Raw genomic sequence first — 18,331 nt, 5'->3', positions numbered from 1 at the left:
CGGTAGCCGTCCAAAGCTTGAGTTGGTCAACAAGCTGTGTTAGCAATCAATTTGAAGCTGGCATCAGGTCATTCAATACGTAAGGGGAGCCCATTTGCCCAGTCGAAACAGTTCTTTCATGTTAACAGAAATGATTTGCCAGTGTGGCCAATTAATTGAAAGCTAAAGGCTTTTCATGTAAATTTAAGATAACAAAGATAATGATCTGCTAGGGTTGCAGCTTATGAACTCATTTGTTTTCCTTATCAAATTCAACAAAGACCGCCATGCCAGCAGATCATTCATCCAAGGGTGTTTTTAAACTAATCTAAGGAGGAATTAACATGAAAGCAGGAATAAAAGCTTGGCTAAATGCTGTTGTGTTGGTCATCGTTTTAGTTGTCAACTACATTAGTAGCACGGGCGCCATCAATGGTACGAATCAAGAGCAGATGTCGAATAAATACCTTACACCTATTACGCCGGCGCCGTTCACATTTAGCATTTGGGGCGTGATTTATACGCTGGTATTGATAACGATCATTATGTTGATTGTTGATCGGAAAAAAGAGAGTCATAAAGCACTGATCAATACGATTTCGCCATTGTTCTGGCTGACGTCGCTTTTGAATATTGGCTGGATCGTTACTTTTTTGTACGATCAAGTCTTAGTCTCTACGTTATTGATTTTAGCGTTAACAGTTGTTTTGGTTTTGATCAATCGAGAAATTTTAAAAGACGAAAATCAAGGGAAGAATATATTTGCCTTAACGTTCGGGCTGTATAACGGTTGGCTGTTAGTAGCAACGATCGTTAATATCGCCGCTTATTTGGTCAAAATCGACTGGAATAGATGGGGATTATCAGAAGAAATGTGGGGGATCCTATTATTGAGTGTGGCTTTTGTATTGGCGATCGTACTGATGATGGCCTTGAAAAACGCCGCGATTCCTTTGCCGGCAGCTTGGGCCTGTTTTGGTATATACAGCTTCGTGACATCGCCTGATGGATTTAACGGTGCTTATCCTCGCTTAATGTTCGTCGCCCTTTTGTATCTTATTGGTTTAGGCATCAGTGCCCTTGTTCAGTTCAAAGTCAATCATTGGAAAGTCATCCCTGCACCACAACGGAAAGTTCATTTTTAATAAAAATGAAAACCGTCCCTTAGGATAAGGGGACGGTTTTTTTAAAAGAAATGAATTTTTTTGAGTGAGACATTCCTCTCTTTTTTGTAAGATCCATTCGTTCCTAATGAATCTTAACTTTTTAAGAAGTAACGGTTATGGGATTGCTGCAGATTCGGACATTTCTTGCGCCAGTCCACCATCATCGTTGATGTTTAAAGAATCAATTTTCCCTTCTTTTTGATTGCATTCAGCTTTACCGAACATCGTTGTCTTTTTTTCTTCTCCTTGGTTTGTTATAACATTAAGTTTTACTTCAAAGCGATATCTTTCAGGATGGTCTTTGTCTTGCTTGGTCTTTATTTGCTCGACACGGGTTTGGTACCCTGATTGCTCAGCTAAAGAGGGATAAATAGAAGCTATTCCTAAAGTAAACTTATCGTAACCATAGTCTGTAAAGATGTCTCCATATCTTTCTTGCATGGACTTTTCTATTCCGTTTTTTTCACCTGAAGTATCTGTTGTACTTTCGTTATCTGGCACATCTCCTATTTTTTCAGCATTATCAGGGTTATTTACTTCCTCCATCAATTCCTTATCAGGAAGAGTAAAAGCTGTTTTTACAGCTGATTCAATTGACTTTACATTGGGATCACTTAATTTTGAACAACCTGCAACAACAGTTAATAATAAACTAAGTAAAAGTAGTTGTTCCAGCCAAATTAACTTACTTTTTTCCATGCTGATTCTCCTCTTTTAAGGAACTAAAGACATTTAAAAAGCTGCAGTTCTAATTTTGGAAAATTTTCTTACACTTTTATTTAAAGCATTAGCTATGCTTTAACCATGATAAACTTTGAGTAAAAGCATCTCCTCCAAGCTTACTATGCATGAATAGTTTAGGCTTGCTTCATTTTTGCCGGGTTTTTAGGCTTTTCGCGTTTGGCACTCATTTCCATTTGATCGTTGTAGCCCCAGAAGTACGTCAGCAAGAAGGCGACGAGCAAAGTGATGCCTGTGATGAGGAGCGCATACCAAAAGTTAGACGTGATCCCATTTTCAGGATCGATGTAAGACGGCAGCCCAATGATCGAGCCGATAATGCTCCACATATTGACATGGAAAAGCCCGGTAAGAAAGCCGCCGACCGCACTACCGATGCTGGCGCAGATAAAGGGACGGCGATAACGTAATGTAATCCCATAAATAGCTGGTTCAGTAATGCCGCAAAAGGCAGATATGGTTGCCGCATAGCCCAATTCTTTTACTTTGGGCTTTTTGGATTTGACCGCTACAGCGAGAGCCGCCCCAGCTTGTCCAACGATGGTCACACTCACGATCGCTGAAAGGTAGCTATAGCCTAATGTTGCAAAGTCATTGACATAAATCGGAATAATACCCCAGTGGAGTCCAAAAATAACCAATAATTGATAGAAACCATCAATGACAGCACCAAAAATAGGCGCGTTCCAATTTAATAATGTTTGGAGACCATTTGCCAATCCGAATGAAAGCCACGTGATAATAGGGCCGGTAACGAGAAACGTGACAGAAGTGACAAGGCCAATCACAATGATCGGGTTTACAACGGCTTGAAGGAAAGAAGGCACCCAGGTCTTTAGCCAAGCTTCTATTTTTTTCACCAGCCAAGCTGCTAAGATCATTGGAAAGATGGAGTACGTGTATGAGACAAAGGGAAAGTCAAATGTGCCGATGGACAAAATATTCATTCCTTGGTCAGCAGCGTCAAGAATAGCGGGATACATAATCGCTCCTCCAATCACCGCTGTTAAAACTGGATTGCCGCCTAAACGATTAGCTGCGTTGAAGCCGATCAATACAGGCAGAAAATAAAAAACGGCATCTGCCATAGCATTGACGATCAAATAAAAATTGCCCGTATCCGTGATCAAATCCGAACCCGTCAATAACGCCAGCAAACTTTTCATGATACCGGAAGCAGCTAAGATACTGATGATCGGCATCATGGAACCTGTGATCACCCCTAAGAGCTGGTTGGCACCTCGTTTGACTTTGCCCCAAGCGGATAGGTCTTCTGTAGTTTGGGCTTGTTCATCACCGTTTTCTGCAGTCTCCTGCTCTTCAGAAAGGGATAGCTCAGAGGAAACTGCCGCATACACATCATCTACAGCTGGACCGATCACCACCTGATATTGGCCGCCAGCGGATATGACACCCATCACACCGTCCAAGTTTTCGATCGTCTCATCTTGTGCTTTGGCTTCGTCTTTCAAATAAAAGCGCAGGCGTGTGACACAATGGATCACTTTTTTGATGTTTTCTTCACCTCCTACATACTGAATAATTTGCTTAGCTAAATGAGTATAATCTTTTTGCAATGTCATAACATCCGCTCCTCACTAGATTGTTTTCTTGCTTCTATATTCTCATAACTCTTGAGAGTACACCACTAATTGACTCTCAGGCTGTTTTTATTGACACAAACGAAAAGAAAGCCAAAAATGAAAGTAGTGTAACAGTTAGTTGAAAAGATGAAGAAAGGCGGATCCACAATGAATATCTATACGATTGGACATTCAACACACAGCAGAGAGGAGTTTATTGATTTGCTTAAAGCGTACGAGATCGAAACGCTAGTTGATGTTCGTGCTTATCCTGGCAGCAGACGTTTGCCGCAATTTGACAAAGAAGAAATGGAAAAGTGGCTGCCTGAGCACTCGATTCGCTATCTTCATTTTCCTGTGTTAGGCGGTAGAAGGAAGAAAAACCGCGAGATCGATGAGTCCTTAGTTGACGGATGGAAGAATACGTCCTTTCGTAATTATGCAGCTTACAGTTTGACCGAAGAATATGAAAAGGGAATCAGTAGTCTGATCGAGACTGGACAGAAGGAGCGCGTCTGTTATATGTGTTCCGAAAGTGTTCCTTGGCGCTGCCACCGATTGCTGATTTCAAATACTTTGGCACTAAAAGGATTGTCCGTGTATCATATTATGACAGAGAAAAAAACGATTCCCCATGAGATCGGCCTGTACGGCGCAAAACCCATTCAAGAAGGCTCTACATTGATCTATCCGAAACAGGAAGACGAACAGTGACTGTCTAAATGGCTGCAGGATAAGCCAGTTTTTTGCAGAGCTGAGCTAGGTGTCCTTTGCAAATGTTATCCCAACTCAATAAAGAAAAGACTCGTCCTCCCGACGAGTCTTTTCCTATTTGGCTTGTTAAAAGCACTCCGCCGCTGTGTTGAGACCAGCTTAAAGTTGAAAGTGGACTCGAGTAGGACTTCAAAGCTCTTTTGATTCCAACTCAAATCAGAAAGTGCGCACGAGTGGGACCGCAAAGCTCGTTAGGTTCCAATTCCCAAGGGTAGGATAAATAGACTCTTATGGCACGCTCGCATCCATTTTAGCTTCTGAGTGTGTGATAAACGAGCTCTTATTGCATACTCAAGCCTGTTTTAGCTCTTGAGTGAGTGATAAACGGTCTCTTATGGCACACTCGCACTCGTTTTAGCTCTTGAGTGTGTAATAAACGAGCTCTTATGGCACACTCGCATCCATTTTAGCTTCTGAGTGTATGATAAAGGAGCTCTTATTGCATACTCAAGCCTGTTTTAACTCTTGAGTGTATGATAAACGAGCTTTTATGGCACACTCGCACTCGTTTTAACTCTTGAGTGTGTGATAAACGGTCTCTTATGGCACACTCAAACCCATCACAGCTTCCGAGTGTGCAGTATACAAAATTTTATCGTGCACCAACAGTTGTTTCGACTCTTGATGACGGAGATCAAGCAAACTAGTAACAGCTCCAGCAATTTAAAATAAAATTTTATTTGCTTTGCGCTGCCCAATATGATAGCATGATTAAAATAATGAAACGACAATTAGATAAAAAAGCAATATAAGTAGAGGTCGCGGTTATCAAGAGTAGCTTGTTGAAAGGGGTAATCGCCGAAATGCCATGAGGTGTTGGGGCCATGCTGAATAAGTATGGTACTGCCTAGTTTGAGATGCCCATCTCAAATGCGGAGTGCTGCTTATATTGAGGGCAGAAGGAAAATCATGAGTCCCTTTTGCTCATGATTTTTTTTATGCTATTTTTGCCCGTATCTGAGAAGTTAGTTGAACAAATGGTTAGTTGATGCTAGCTGTAAAAATTCGCTTAGTTGAAACGGAGCTTATGTCAATCATTGTAAGACAACATAAAAAAGGAAGCGTGAACAGATGAAACGATTAGGAAATATGGAAGTAGACAACCATGAACTGAAAATCGGCGGCTTAGCTGTCAGTGAACTGACGAAAAAATTTGGCACACCACTTTATGTGATTGATCAAAAAGATTTGACAGATCGCATCCATACCTTTTTAGCACAATTTAAATCAAATACATTTGGTACGCATATTATTTACGCTTCAAAAGCCTTCACAAACCTCTATATGGCACAATTAGTATCCAAATATGGACTCTATGTAGACGTGGTGAGCGGCGGCGAACTGTATACAGCGCTTAAAGCCGGAGTGGATCCCAAAAAGATCTATTTTCACGGTAACAACAAGCTGCCTAAAGAGATTGATGATGCAGTCAAAGCCGGTGTAGGTTGTTTTGTTCTTGACAATGAAGTTGAATATGAGTGGCTAACAGAGACGGCGGAACGCGAAGGGAAAAAGATCCGTGTACTGCTGCGGGTAAATCCTGGAATCGAGGCGCATACCCACGAATACATTCAAACGGCTAAGAATGATTCAAAATTTGGCGTGAGTATTTTTGATCAGCAAACCCTGCCTTTTATCAAACGAATCATTGAAAATAAGCACCTCCACTTTGCAGGTTTGCATGCCCATATCGGCTCGCAAGTTTTTGAAGAAGCTTCTTTCTTTAAAGAAGTCGATGAAATGATCAAATATGCCAAAGATGTTGAACAAACATTTGCCATTAAAATGGATGAACTCAACTTAGGCGGCGGTTTCGGTGTCTACTATACGGAAGAAGACAAGCCGTTTGAATTGAGTCAATTTCTGAAACGGTATATTCAGCACATTGAATCAACGGTGGCTGAGCTGGACATAACGCCAAACACGATCAGTATCGAACCGGGACGCTCATTGATCAATGCGAGTGGTTCGACATTGTATACGATCGGTGCAGTCAAAAAGACGATGGCAGGATATCCGTATATCTTCGTTGACGGCGGGATGACCGATAATCCGCGTCCAATCCTTTATCAAGCCAAATACGAAGCGGCAATTGCCAATAAGATGGATGAAGCAGCAACACAAACTTACCGTATCGCAGGCAAATGCTGTGAATCGGGCGACGTTTTGATCAAAGAAGTTGACTTACCAAAAGCTGAGACGGGAGATACGTTAGTGATCCCTTCAACAGGAGCTTACACCTACTCGATGAGTTCAAATTATAACCGCATTGAACGGCCGGCTGTTGTATTTGTAGAAGACGGTCAAGCACAAGTTGCGGTCAAACGTGAAACTTATGAAGACTTAATAAGAAATGATGAGATGATCAAATGGAAAGAGTTGTAATGAAATTCGGTGGTTCTTCGGTGGCCACCATCGACAAAATCAAACAAGTAGCCCAACTGGTCGTCCAGCGCAAACAAGAAGTGAAAGATTTGGTCGTCGTGGTTTCGGCAATGGGCAAGTCCACTAATCACTTGATCGAACTGGCTGGTGAGTTGAGCAACGAGCCGAGCGAGTGTGAAATGGACTTGTTGATGGCGACCGGGGAGATGGTTTCCAGTGCCTTATTAGCGATTTATTTAAATGCGATTGGTTCGAAAGCCTGCTCCTTAACCGGTTTTCAGGTTGGCTTGAAGACTTCTGGAGCACATATGCAAGGCAAAATTGAAAATGCAGGAAGCGAGAAATTGGATCAGTGCTTAGCAGAAGGTGCGATTGCCGTAGTGACGGGATTCCAAGGGATCGATGAGGCAGGAGAGATTACCACACTAGGACGCGGCGGTTCAGATACTTCTGCTGTAGCCTTAGCAGCCGTTTTAAATGCACGTTGCGAAATCTACACAGATGTGGCTGGCATTTATACAGCTGATCCGCGCATTCGCCAACAAGCCTATAAGTTAGATCATGTGACCTATGAAGAAACGATGGAGATGGCCAACTTAGGGGCGAAAGTACTGGAACCAAGAAGTGTAGAAATGGCAAATCGATACCACGTGCCGCTATATGTCGCTTTAAATACAGGAGACATTATCGGTACACAAATTCTTTCGGAGGATGAACGGATGGAAAAAACGACTTTAACCAATGTATCTAAAATCGATGAGGTACTTCTTGTCAATTTGAAAGCAGGCGACAATAAAGACTTGAATATCACAGAATGTTTCTTGCGTTTGGCGCATGCCCATATCAATATTGATATCATCAGTCATACTGTAGATCATGAAGGCAACCGGTTGACTTCTTTTACAAGCACCACTGGGTCGAAAACCAAGATTGAGCGGATACTGAAAGAGTTAGCAGCCGACTATACGTTTACTGAGGATGTCAGCAAAGTTTCGATCATCGGGTCAGCGATGCGCAACCAAACGGGCATTGCTGCACGCGCATTTGACGTATTTTACGCACAAGATATTCCTTTTTACAGTGTCTCCACTTCTGAAATCAGCATTTCTTATGTCGTGGACACTGCCGCAAGCAACCAAATCGTCAACGCATTGGCAGATGAATTTGGTTTATAAGGAAAGACCGACCCTATTTCAAAATCAGGCAAAACTCGTCTCAGACGAGTTTTTTCCTTTTTGCCTTAGTATTCGTTCTGAATTGGTCGTAACTGCTCTTTAATGACCGACTCAAACTCAATTGGTTTCTTGAGTTAGTCATTAACACTACTTAATGACCAACTCAAACTCATTTGGTCTCTTGAGTTAGTCATAAACGCTTCTTAATGACCAACTCAAACTCATTTTGTCACTTGAGTTAGTCATAAACGCTTCTTAATGACCAACTCAAACTCATTTTGTCACTTGAGTTAGTCATAAACGCTTCTTAATGACCAACTCAAACTCATTTTGTCACTTGAGTTAGTCATAAACGCTTCTTAATGACCAACTCAAACTCATTTTGTCACTTGGGTTAGTCATTAACACTACTTAATGACCAACTCAAACTCGTTTGGTCTCTTGAGTTAGTCATTAACACTACGTATTGACCAATTTTAAAATAACTGCGTGATCTATTATTCAACAGGTATCAATTAAAGCTCAACCTTATTCCAAAAAAGGCTTTCTTTATAAAAAGAATCTGGTTGACAGCGCGTTCGTTTTCTGGAATAATAAATCTAAATTAAATACAGGTACCTTTAAATCAGTCCAGAGAGGCTGACAAGGAAGCGGATAAAGACATGGGCGAAGTGTGTGCAGGAGTGTATACATAAGGCTTGTTTATGTCGAGAAAGAGGCTGATTGTCAGGAGCACTGATGATCAGCCTCTTTTTATGCTTTTTGGTACCCATAGAAATGGGAGGAAAGATACATGAAGAAAACCGATACAGAGTTTTCATTTCAGACGGTACCACAAACGAGCCGTCATTCTTTTGGCAAGACGATGGCAGTGATGCTCGGCTTTACCTTTTTCTCAGCCAGCATGCTGGCAGGAGGAGAGTTGGGCCTTGGCTTGACATTCAAGCAATTTTTATGGGTTGTACTGATAGGGAACTTAGCACTTTGTCTCTATACAGGAGCGCTAGCGCATATTGCAGCTAAAACAGGTTTATCGACACATTTGCTGGCGAAGTATTCTTTTGGCGAAAAAGGCGCTCATCTGCCGTCCTTTCTGCTAGGATTCACTCAAGTAGGCTGGTTTGGTGTTGGGGTAGCGATGTTTGCTGTACCTGTTGCTAAAGAAATGGGCTGGAACAGCTATTTGCTGATCTTTATCTTTGGAGCAGCGATCACATTGGCTTCACTTTACGGCATGAAATCATTGGTCGTTTTGAGCTTTATTGCTGTACCGCTGATCGCAACTTTAGGCAGCTATTCAGCAACAACTGCAGCTGCTGATATGGGCGGGCTGCAAGCACTGTTTGCTTATCGACCGGAAACCGACTTAACCATCGCAGCAGCACTGACGATTTGTATCGGTTCCTTTATCAGCGGCGGGACATTGACGGCTGACTTCGCTCGGTTTGCTAAAGATACGCGCTCAGCCGTTACCGCAACCTCTGCAGCTTTTTTCTTAGGCAACACGCTGATGTTCTTATTTGGAGCAGTGGGAGCCATGGTGTATGGTTTGTCTGATATTTCAGAAGTATTGTTTCTGCAAGGACTGACGATTCCGGCTATCTTAGTACTGGGGTTGAACATTTGGACGACGAACGATAATGCACTTTATGCTTCAGGGCTAGGCTTTGCAAATATCACAAACTGGTCTAAAAAAAGCTGGGTTTTTGTAAATGGCATCGTCGGAACGCTTTTCGCTATGTGGATGTACAACAACTTTGTAGGCTTTCTAAATCTGCTTAGTGCAGCGATCCCTTCCATTGGCGCCATCATCATTGCGGACTACTTTTTCATCCAACGCCGACGCTATGTCAAATTTGAACAAGCAACCTTCAAGACAGTCAATTGGGCAGCTTTGGGTGCATGGGTAATGGGTGTCGCGCTGGCACAGTTTGCACCTGGTATTGCTCCACTGAACGCATTGATTGGTACGGGTGTTGTCTATGTCGGATTAATGAAAGTACCAGTCTTTAGAGTAACACCAGCACTTGAAGAAAATAAATAAAGAACCAATAGGAAGGACTTTTTGTAGAGAATCCTCACATCCTTCCCCAACAACAAAGAAAGAGTGAACATGATGATCATCAAACAAGCAGCTTTAAGAGGAAAAGAAGGACTGTGGCAAATCACCATAAAAGAAGGCAAATTTGCTGAGATCGTGCCGCAATCAGAAGCACCAGAAACAGAAGAAAAGGCTTTAGACGTGAACGGTTCATTGGTTTTGCCACCGTTTATCGAACCGCATATCCATTTGGACACCACCCTAACTGCTGGTGAACCGGAATGGAACCAAAGCGGGACTTTATTTGAGGGCATTCAGCGCTGGTCAGAGAGAAAAGCCTTTTTGACACATGAAGACGTTAAAACACGCGCAAAAAAAGCACTGGAATGGCAAATTGCACAAGGCATCCAATACGTGCGGACGCACGTAGACGTAACTGATCCGCAGTTGACGGCATTAAAAGCGATGTTGGAAGTAAAAGAAGAAATGGCACCGTATGTGGAGATCCAATTGGTCGCGTTCCCGCAAGAAGGCATCTTATCTTATCCAAATGGAAAAGAACTGATGGAAGAAGCCTTGAAGATGGGCGCCGATGTAGTTGGGGGCATCCCACACTATGAATTCACACGAGAATATGGCGTAGAATCCCTTAAGATAGCCTTTGACTTAGCAGAGAAGTATGACCGCTTAGTCGATATCCATTGTGATGAAATCGATGATGAACAATCACGCTTTGTAGAAGTGGTAGCTAAAGAAGCTTATGAAAGAGGGATGGGAGCACGGACGACGGCCAGCCATACAACAGCAATGGGGTCATATAATAATGCCTATACTTCCAAATTATTCCGTTTACTGAAATTATCAGGGATCAGCTTTGTCTCTAATCCATTAGTCAATATGCATTTGCAAGGAAGATTCGACACGTATCCAAAACGTCGTGGGCTGACGCGCGTCAAAGAACTGCTAGCAGCAGAGATGAATGTTTGTTTTGGCCATGATGATATTTATGATCCTTGGTATCCGTTGGGAACAGGCAATATGCTGCAGGTTTTACTGATGGGACTGCATGCCAGCCAGTTGACCGGTTATGAAGAAATCGTCAATGCCATTGATTTGATCACGACTAATAGTGCGAAAACCTTGCACATTGAAGACCGCTACGGCATTGAAGAAGGCAAACCGGCTGATTTTGTTGTATTACCGGCTGAAAATGAATACGAAGCGATCCGACGTCAAGTTCCGGTGCACTATTCATTTAAAGATGGTCAAAAAATTGCAGAAACCCAGTTGAGCGAAACGCGAACAAGGATCGACGGGTTCAAAAATGGTGTTTCGTTTAAGAGATAAAGAGAAAAAGAAGAAAAAATAGATTAAAAGAAGATGAAAGAGGATGATCGCAAAAAGCAGCGGACATCCTCTTTTGTATCTTTATATAGTGAAAGTGCTTAATAATTCAACGTTTGAAATCAAAAAGATGATTAAAATGAAAATAGAAATAGGACAGCTCTTATAGACCTATAAATTTTGTCAATACAAGTATTAAAAAGGACAAATTGTCAGTCCCTAGTGGATGGTCTAATATAAATGTTGTAAGCGCTATCTTTTTTTATAAAGAAAAGTTTAGAGGTGGGAAAAATGGTAACAGTAGCCGTTGCAGGAGGATCACGTGAAGAAATTCTCGCGTTGGTCACTCGCGCACATGAAAAGTATCCGGGAACGTTAACTTTCCTCGTTTTTGATACAGCAGACAATATCGATCAACAAGGCGTATGGGAATATATCCCTTGTAAAGATGAAAAGGAAATGGTGAAGAAAGCTGTTTCTTCTGTTGCAAATGATCAAGCACAAATTTTATTAAAAGGAATCGTACAGACCCATACGATTTTGAAAGAAGTGTTGCAGAAAGAGCATGGCCTCAAAACACAGAACGTCCTCTCTCATGCCGCATTGATCGACTTGCCTAACATCGATCGACCGATACTCTTGGCCGATGCTGGCATGAATATTGCACCATCAAAGGAAGAACTCATTGATATCATCCATAATACAGCAGGCGTAGCAGCCAAGATCGGTTTAATGAAACCTAAAATCGCATTATTGAGCGCTGCTGAGAATGTTAATCCGAAAATGCCTTCATCCGTATTGGCTAAAGAAGTGACAGAACACTTTTCAGAAAGTAAAGAAGTCACTGTATTCGGTCCTATATCTTTAGATTTGGCTTTATCTAAGGAAGCTGTTGCACACAAACGCTTCACCGGTCCTATTGAGGGAGATGCGGATATTTTGATCGTGCCGAATATAGATGTCGGAAATGTCTTGTACAAGTCGCTTGTGTTGTTTGGAAAAGCTGTAACAGGCGGTACGATCGTTGGAACCAAAGTACCGATCGTCTTAACTTCTAGAAGTGACGCTTTAGAAAGTAAATTATATTCACTTGAATTTGCGATGAAGCAAGTTCAATAAGCCTGCAGACAAAAAATATTCATATAAAGAAACGCGAGGAGGCAATCAATGAAAAACACAGTATTGGTGATCAATCCAGGTTCAACTTCAACAAAAGTTGCCTGTTTCGCAGAGCATCAGCTCCTTGCTGAAGAAACGATTCGGCACACGACACAGGAGATATCAAGTTTTAAGAGCATTTTTGATCAGTTAGACTTTAGAAAAAACTTGATCGTTGACTTTATCGAGAAAAATCATATCAAACCTGAAGACTTGATCGCTGCGGTAGGCAGAGGCGGTTTACTGAAGCCTATACCAGGCGGAACATATTCAGTGGATGACGAAATGATCGAAGATTTGAAGTCGGAAAAGTACAGTACACATGCTTCTAACTTAGGAGCTGTTCTCGCAAATGAATTTGCTGAATTGTATGGTATTCCAGCTTATATCGTAGATCCTGTAGTTGTTGATGAGTTCGATCCGATTGCACGCATTTCAGGGTTAGAAGGGATCGAGAGAAGAAGTGTAGGGCATGCTTTGAACCAAAAAGCAGCCGGACGAAAAGTATTAGCGGATAATGGATATGCTTATGAAGAAAGTAATATCATTGTGGCTCACTTAGGTGGCGGCATCAGCATTGGCGCACATCAAAAAGGCAGAATGATCGATGTGGTCAACGGTTTAGATGGTGAGGGGCCTTATTCTCCCGAACGAACAGGCGGTTTACCGCTCATCGAGTTTGCACGGGTCATTCAATCCAAAGGGCTGTCCATTGCTGAAGCAAAAGCATTGATTGCAGGCAATGGCGGTATCAAGTCCTATTTAAACGAGACGGACTTAAGGATCATCGATAAAAAAATAGCAGCCGGCGACCAAAAAGCACAGTACTATATTGATGGTATGTGTTATCAGATTGCAAAAAGCATCGGTGAAATGGCGACGGTTTTAGCTGGTCGAGTCGATTTTATCGTTCTTACGGGCGGCGTCAGCTATTCCGCTTATATCGTAGACCAAATCAAAGCCAACATAGAATGGATAGCTCCTGTTGAAGTGCTTCCTGGAGAAATGGAAATGAAAGCGCTTTATGAAGGAGTGGTTCGTGTTTTCGAAAATAGAGAACCCGCACGTAACTATAAAGAAGCCAATATTAAGAAAGTAGAGGTAGGGTAAGTATGGCAAGAGACACAGATGTACTCATTTTAGGAGGAGGTACCGGGGGATACGTTGCAGCGATCAGAGCTGCACAAAAAGGGATGAAAGTTGTGCTTGTTGAAAAAAGCAAACTTGGCGGAACTTGTTTACACAAAGGCTGTATCCCAACTAAAGCATTATTGAGAAGTGCTGAGATCCATGACACGTTAAAACGCGCGGATGATTTCGGTATCGAAAATGAAGGCGCTTTAACTGTTAATTTTGAAAAAATCCAGCAACGGAAACAGTCCGTGGTCGACCAACTGCATAAAGGTGTTGAAGGACTCTGCAAAAAGAATAAAATCACTGTCTTAAAGGGTGAAGGAGCTGTTTTAGGACCTTCCATCTTCTCTCCTGTTTCAGGTGCGGTCGCGGTAACTTTTGATGATCCTGATGTGGAAGAAGAAATCATTGTCCCGAAAAAAGTGATCATTGCGACAGGTTCAAGTCCAAAAACATTGCCAGCTTTGCCTTTGGATGAAGAACAGATCCTTTCTTCAGACGGCATGCTGCAATTGCAAGAACTGCCTAAATCGATTGCGATCGTCGGCGGTGGTGTTATCGGTGTCGAATGGGCTTCTTTATTAAACAGCTTGGGTGTAAAAGTCACCTTGATCGAATTTTTAGACCGCTTAGTGATCAACGAAAGCAAAACCATTTCCAGAACGTTGAAAAAAGCATTCGAAAAACGCGGCATTACCGTTAAGTTAAGCAGCGAAGTCACTTCTGCTGAGGTATCAGACAACCAAGTTCAAGTCAAAATCAAAGGCGAAGACGATGTATTGACAGTTGATAAAGTGATGGTAGCTGTTGGACGGAAACCAAATGTAGAGGGCATCGGCTTGCAAAATACCTCCATCAAATATGACCAAAAAGGGATTCAAGTAAATGAGTTTTACCAAACAACAGAAGATCATATTTATGCTATCGGAGATTGTATCGATACCTTGCAACTGGCACATGTTGCAGAGAAAGAAGGAGAGATAGCAGTCAGTCATATGTTGAATGAAACGGTCGAAACGATCCAATATGTTAACGTGCCAAGATGTACGTATACGACTCCAGAGATTGCTAGTGTCGGCTATACAAAAGAAACCGTTCCTGAAGACAAGAAAGTAACCATCGGAACCTTTAACTTTACTGGCAACGGCAAGGCGCTCATCGAAGGAGAAGCTGAAGGATTCGTTGAAGTGATCCGAGATGAAGAAACAGATGATCTGCTAGGCGTTTCGATCATTGGACCGCATGCAACAGACTTGATCGCTGAAGCGAGCACATCGATCTACCTCGATGCGACACCACTTGAAATTGGGGAAGCAATCCATGCGCATCCAACTCTATCTGAGGCAATTCAAGAAGCAGCATTAGACACTTATCACTTAGCTATTCACAAATAAAAGAAAGAGGGAGAACAATGAAAAAACTAAAATCATCTGGTTTATCTAAAGAAGAAATCATCCAAGCTTATCAAGCTATATTAAGAGGGCGCCGCCTAGACGAACGGTTATGGCAGCTAACGCGGATCGGTAAAACCTCCTTTAATATTTCCGGTCAAGGTGCTGAAGTTGCTCAAGTAGCGATGGCTTTAGCATTTGAACCAGAAAAAGATTACTTCCTGCCTTACTATCGTGATATGACGGCCTGCTTAGTGTGGGGGATGACACCAAAAGACATTATTTTAGGTTCATTTGGTAAAGAAGATGATCCTTCTTCTCATGGACGTCAAATGCCTAACCACTATGGTTCAAAAGAGCATAACATCGTTTCTCACTCTTCAACGGTTAGTACGCAAATGCCATTAGCAACAGGGGTAGCTTATGCAGCTCAACTTGAAAACAAAGATTATGTTGCCCTGACCACTACTGGAGAAGGATCAGCTAACCAAGGCGAAGTCCAAGAAGCAATGAACTTTGCAGGGGTCAAAAAGCTGCCCGTTATTTTCGTCGTTGAGAATAATGACTACGCCATCTCTGTAGGAAGCAAAGAGCAATATGCCAATAAGAAGATGTCAGAACGTGCTGCAGGATACGGCTTCTCTGGTGAGACGGTCGACGGTTCAGACTTTACTGAAACGTACTTGGCCTTTGTAAAAGCCGTCAAAGATGCACGTGCCGGCAAGGGACCAGCACTGATCGAAATGATGGTATCACGTTTGACATCTCACTCAGCTGATGATGATCACACGATCTACCGTTCAAAAGAAGAATTAGACACATTGAAGGAAAAAGATCCGTTATTGGCTTTTGAAAAACAATTGATAGATGAAGGCTATATGACAAAAGAAGAAATGCAAGCGATGGATAAAGAATTGAAAGCTGAAATCAACAAAGCAACGGATGATGCGGAAGCAATGCTGGATCCAACGCCTGAATCACTTTACGAGCAAGTATACGCAGAATAACAGATAAGCGAGCAGAAAGGATGAATATCAAACATGGCTGAAATGACTTATTTAGAAGCGATCAATAAAGGGATCGAAGAAGAAATGGCACGGGATGAAAAAGTAGTGATTTTTGGTGAAGACGTGGGTGGCGTAAAAGGCGGTGTATTTGGGGTCACAAAAGGATTAGCCCAAAAATTTGGTGATGACCGCTGTTTCAATACACCTTTGACAGAAGGGGAAATTGCCGGACTGGCCACAGGATTAGGCTTAGTAGGCTATCGACCAATCGGTGAGTTCCAGTTTGCCGATTATATGTTGCCGGCTGTTAACCAGATCCTTTCAGAAGCTGGTCGTATGAGATACCGGACCAAAGGAGATTGGACAGCACCTGTTGTGTTTAGAGCACCTTATGGTGGCGGCGTTCGCGGCGGGTTTTACCACTCGCAATCAACTGAAAAAATCTTCTTTGGCCAACCAGGTCTGCGGATCGTCACACCTTCTAATCCGCGTGATGCTAAAGGGATGATCAAAGCAGCGATTCGTTCAGATGATCCAGTTATTTTCTACGAACATAAGCGTTTGTATCGTTTATTAAAAGCAGACGTACCTGAAGACGATTATATCGTTCCGATCGATAAAGCAAAGGTTGTTCGGGAAGGCAGCGACATCACAGTGATCGGCTATGGAATGGTGCTGCAGCATGCGATGAACGCAGCTGAAAAATTGGCTAAAGAAGGTATTGAAGCAGAAGTGGTCGATGTGCGTTCGATCTATCCATTAGACAAAGAAACACTTGTAGAAGCAGCGAAGAAGACAGGTAAAGTCTTACTGGTCACAGAAGACAATAAAGAAGGCAGTGTCATGGGTGAAATTGCCGCTATTATTTCAGAGGAAGCTTTATTTGATCTAGACGCGCCGATCCAAAGAGTAGCCGGTCCAGACGTGCCAGCAATGGGCTATGCTTTGCCGCTTGAAAGAGAATTCTTAGTGAATGAAGAAAAAGTGATGGATGCGATGCGCGAACTAGCCGAATTTTAGTAGGAGGATATGAGAATGAGTATAAAAAATGTTGAAATGCCTAATCTAGGAGAAAGTGTAACAGAAGCTTCGGTCACCATGTGGCTAGTCAATCCAGGGGATAAAGTGTCCCGTTACGATCCATTGATGGAAGTTGTATCCGATAAAGTGACGACTGAAGTCCCATCAGATATGGATGGAGTGGTAAAAGAATTACTGATTGAATTAGATACTGATGTGCCGATTGGAACACCAGTCATGACGATCGAAGTAGAAGGCGGTGCCTCAGAAGAGGAAAGTAAATCTGAAGAACCAAAAGAAGAACCAAAAGAAGAACCAAAAGAAGAACCAATAACTGCAGCTCCGGAACCAGCAGAAAAACCAACAATAAGTGCTAAAGCGGAAGCACCAAAAGCAAAAGGTGCAGGTGCAGCCCGCTATTCTCCAGCCGTTATGCGTTTGGCCCAAGAAAAGAATATTGATTTAACCGAAGTGGAAGGGACAGGTAAAGACGGTCGTATCACACGTAAAGATATCATGAACTATGAACCAGCTAAACATGTCGAAAAAGAGATGCCAGTAGCTGTAGAACCAAAAGAGGGACCAACCAAAGTCAGCGCTGAAGGAAAACATGTCGATGAACCAACCCCTTCAGCTCCAGCAAGCAGTAAACCGAAACCAAGCGGCGAACCAATCCAAGCACAACACAGAGATGAAGTTGTTCCTGCAACAGGTATTCGCAAAGCAATCGCGAAGAAGATGGTTCAAAGTACAACCGAAATCCCGCACGCATGGGTCATGGTCGAAGCAGATGTGACGAATATCGTTAAACTGCGCAATCAAACAAAAGAGACCTTTAAAACTCAAGAAGGAATCTCCTTGTCTTACTTCCCATTCTTTGTTAAAGCGGTCGTACAAGCATTGAAGAAAAATCCGAAAATGAATACTTCATGGGATAATGGCAACATCATTTACCATAAAGATATCAACTTATCGATTGCGGTCACAACAGAAGATAATCTATTTGTACCTGTTATTCATAACGCTGACCGCTACTCCTTGGCAGGTCTCGCTAAAGAAATCAATCGCTTAGCGTCAGATGTCAGAAGCGGCCATTTGAAATCTGAAGATATGCAAGGCGGCACGTTTACGGTCAACAATACTGGTACATTAGGATCTGTTCAATCGATGGGCATCATCAATCATCCGCAAGCAGCGATTTTGCAAGTTGAATCGATCAACAAACGTCTTGTACCGACTGAAGATGGCGGCTTCAAGACAGCAGATATGATCAACTTATGCTTGTCGATCGACCATCGTATCCTTGATGGCATGCAAGCCGGAAACTTCTTGAAAGATGTAAAAGAAAACCTGAAACGTTTTTCAACTGATTCAGACTTGTATTGATGTAAGGAATGAACGTTTTGTAAACACGGATCATGGCATCATTGTAA

At 42.4% G+C, this 18,331-nt stretch carries 14 protein-coding genes and 1 riboswitch; of the genes, 12 read left to right on the top strand and 2 right to left on the bottom strand.

Annotation, left to right across the window (positions count from 1 at the left end; genetic code table 11):
- Positions 1 to 323 precede the first annotated feature (323 nt).
- Positions 324 to 1,124 (top strand): tryptophan-rich sensory protein, encoded by an 801-nt coding sequence (locus BM057_RS04490; protein ID WP_047389843.1) that lies wholly within the window; start codon positions 324 to 326, stop codon positions 1,122 to 1,124.
- Positions 1,125 to 1,259: 135 nt separating this feature from the next.
- On the opposite strand, the gene BM057_RS04485 is transcribed toward BM057_RS04490, so the two are convergent.
- Entirely contained in the window at positions 1,260 to 1,844 is a 585-nt protein-coding gene (locus tag BM057_RS04485) for a hypothetical protein (protein WP_092091785.1), read from the bottom strand.
- Positions 1,845 to 2,002: 158 nt separating this feature from the next.
- Positions 2,003 to 3,469 carry a PTS transporter subunit EIIC gene (locus BM057_RS04480; protein WP_052181717.1) on the bottom strand — a complete coding sequence of 489 codons (1,467 nt, stop codon included), beginning with the start codon at positions 3,467 to 3,469 and terminating at the stop codon, positions 2,003 to 2,005.
- Between the two features lie 168 nt (positions 3,470 to 3,637).
- Here BM057_RS04480 and BM057_RS04475 point away from each other — a divergent pair, with 168 nt between their 5' ends.
- From BM057_RS04475 to BM057_RS04425, 11 genes are all read left to right on the top strand, one after another.
- The gene (locus tag BM057_RS04475) at positions 3,638 to 4,183 is read left to right on the top strand and encodes a DUF488 domain-containing protein (RefSeq protein ID WP_092091783.1); all 546 of its coding nucleotides are present in this window, start codon (positions 3,638 to 3,640) and stop codon (positions 4,181 to 4,183) included.
- 805 nt (positions 4,184 to 4,988) lie between these two features.
- Positions 4,989 to 5,134, top strand: a riboswitch (Lysine riboswitch).
- Between the two features lie 180 nt (positions 5,135 to 5,314).
- Complete coding sequence (gene lysA / locus BM057_RS04470) at positions 5,315 to 6,628, top strand: diaminopimelate decarboxylase (protein ID WP_092091781.1); 1,314 nt, start codon at positions 5,315 to 5,317, stop codon at positions 6,626 to 6,628.
- On the top strand, positions 6,613 to 7,803 hold the full coding sequence (locus tag BM057_RS04465) for an aspartate kinase (RefSeq protein ID WP_047389837.1): 1,191 nt from the start codon (positions 6,613 to 6,615) through the stop codon (positions 7,801 to 7,803). Before lysA ends, BM057_RS04465 begins: the two co-directional genes overlap by 16 nt.
- 793 nt (positions 7,804 to 8,596) lie before the next feature.
- Positions 8,597 to 9,847, top strand: coding sequence for a cytosine permease (gene codB / locus BM057_RS04460; RefSeq protein ID WP_092091779.1), 1,251 nt, complete (start codon positions 8,597 to 8,599; stop codon positions 9,845 to 9,847).
- A 72-nt stretch (positions 9,848 to 9,919) separates the two neighbouring features.
- The gene (locus tag BM057_RS04455; RefSeq protein ID WP_092091777.1) at positions 9,920 to 11,191 is read left to right on the top strand and encodes a cytosine deaminase; all 1,272 of its coding nucleotides are present in this window, start codon (positions 9,920 to 9,922) and stop codon (positions 11,189 to 11,191) included.
- Positions 11,192 to 11,479: 288 nt separating this feature from the next.
- Positions 11,480 to 12,307 carry a phosphate acyltransferase gene (locus tag BM057_RS04450; RefSeq protein WP_047390202.1) on the top strand — a complete coding sequence of 276 codons (828 nt, stop codon included), beginning with the start codon at positions 11,480 to 11,482 and terminating at the stop codon, positions 12,305 to 12,307.
- A gap of 48 nt (positions 12,308 to 12,355) precedes the next feature.
- Positions 12,356 to 13,456, top strand: a complete 1,101-nt coding sequence (gene buk / locus BM057_RS04445) for a butyrate kinase (RefSeq protein WP_092091775.1) — start codon at positions 12,356 to 12,358, stop codon at positions 13,454 to 13,456.
- Between the two features lie 2 nt (positions 13,457 to 13,458).
- Complete coding sequence (gene lpdA / locus BM057_RS04440) at positions 13,459 to 14,874, top strand: dihydrolipoyl dehydrogenase (protein WP_092091773.1); 1,416 nt, start codon at positions 13,459 to 13,461, stop codon at positions 14,872 to 14,874.
- A gap of 17 nt (positions 14,875 to 14,891) precedes the next feature.
- Complete coding sequence (locus BM057_RS04435) at positions 14,892 to 15,878, top strand: thiamine pyrophosphate-dependent dehydrogenase E1 component subunit alpha (RefSeq protein ID WP_092091771.1); 987 nt, start codon at positions 14,892 to 14,894, stop codon at positions 15,876 to 15,878.
- A gap of 33 nt (positions 15,879 to 15,911) precedes the next feature.
- On the top strand, positions 15,912 to 16,898 hold the full coding sequence (locus BM057_RS04430; RefSeq protein WP_092091769.1) for an alpha-ketoacid dehydrogenase subunit beta: 987 nt from the start codon (positions 15,912 to 15,914) through the stop codon (positions 16,896 to 16,898).
- 15 nt (positions 16,899 to 16,913) lie between these two features.
- Positions 16,914 to 18,284 carry a dihydrolipoamide acetyltransferase family protein gene (locus tag BM057_RS04425; protein WP_092091767.1) on the top strand — a complete coding sequence of 457 codons (1,371 nt, stop codon included), beginning with the start codon at positions 16,914 to 16,916 and terminating at the stop codon, positions 18,282 to 18,284.
- Positions 18,285 to 18,331: the final 47 nt, after the last annotated feature.

This window comes from Pisciglobus halotolerans (genome assembly GCF_900113675.1).
Classification (GTDB): Bacteria; Bacillota; Bacilli; order Lactobacillales; family Carnobacteriaceae; genus Pisciglobus; species Pisciglobus halotolerans.
Note: the sequence above shows the minus strand (reverse complement) of the source record. Positions and strands in the feature narration are given on the sequence as shown.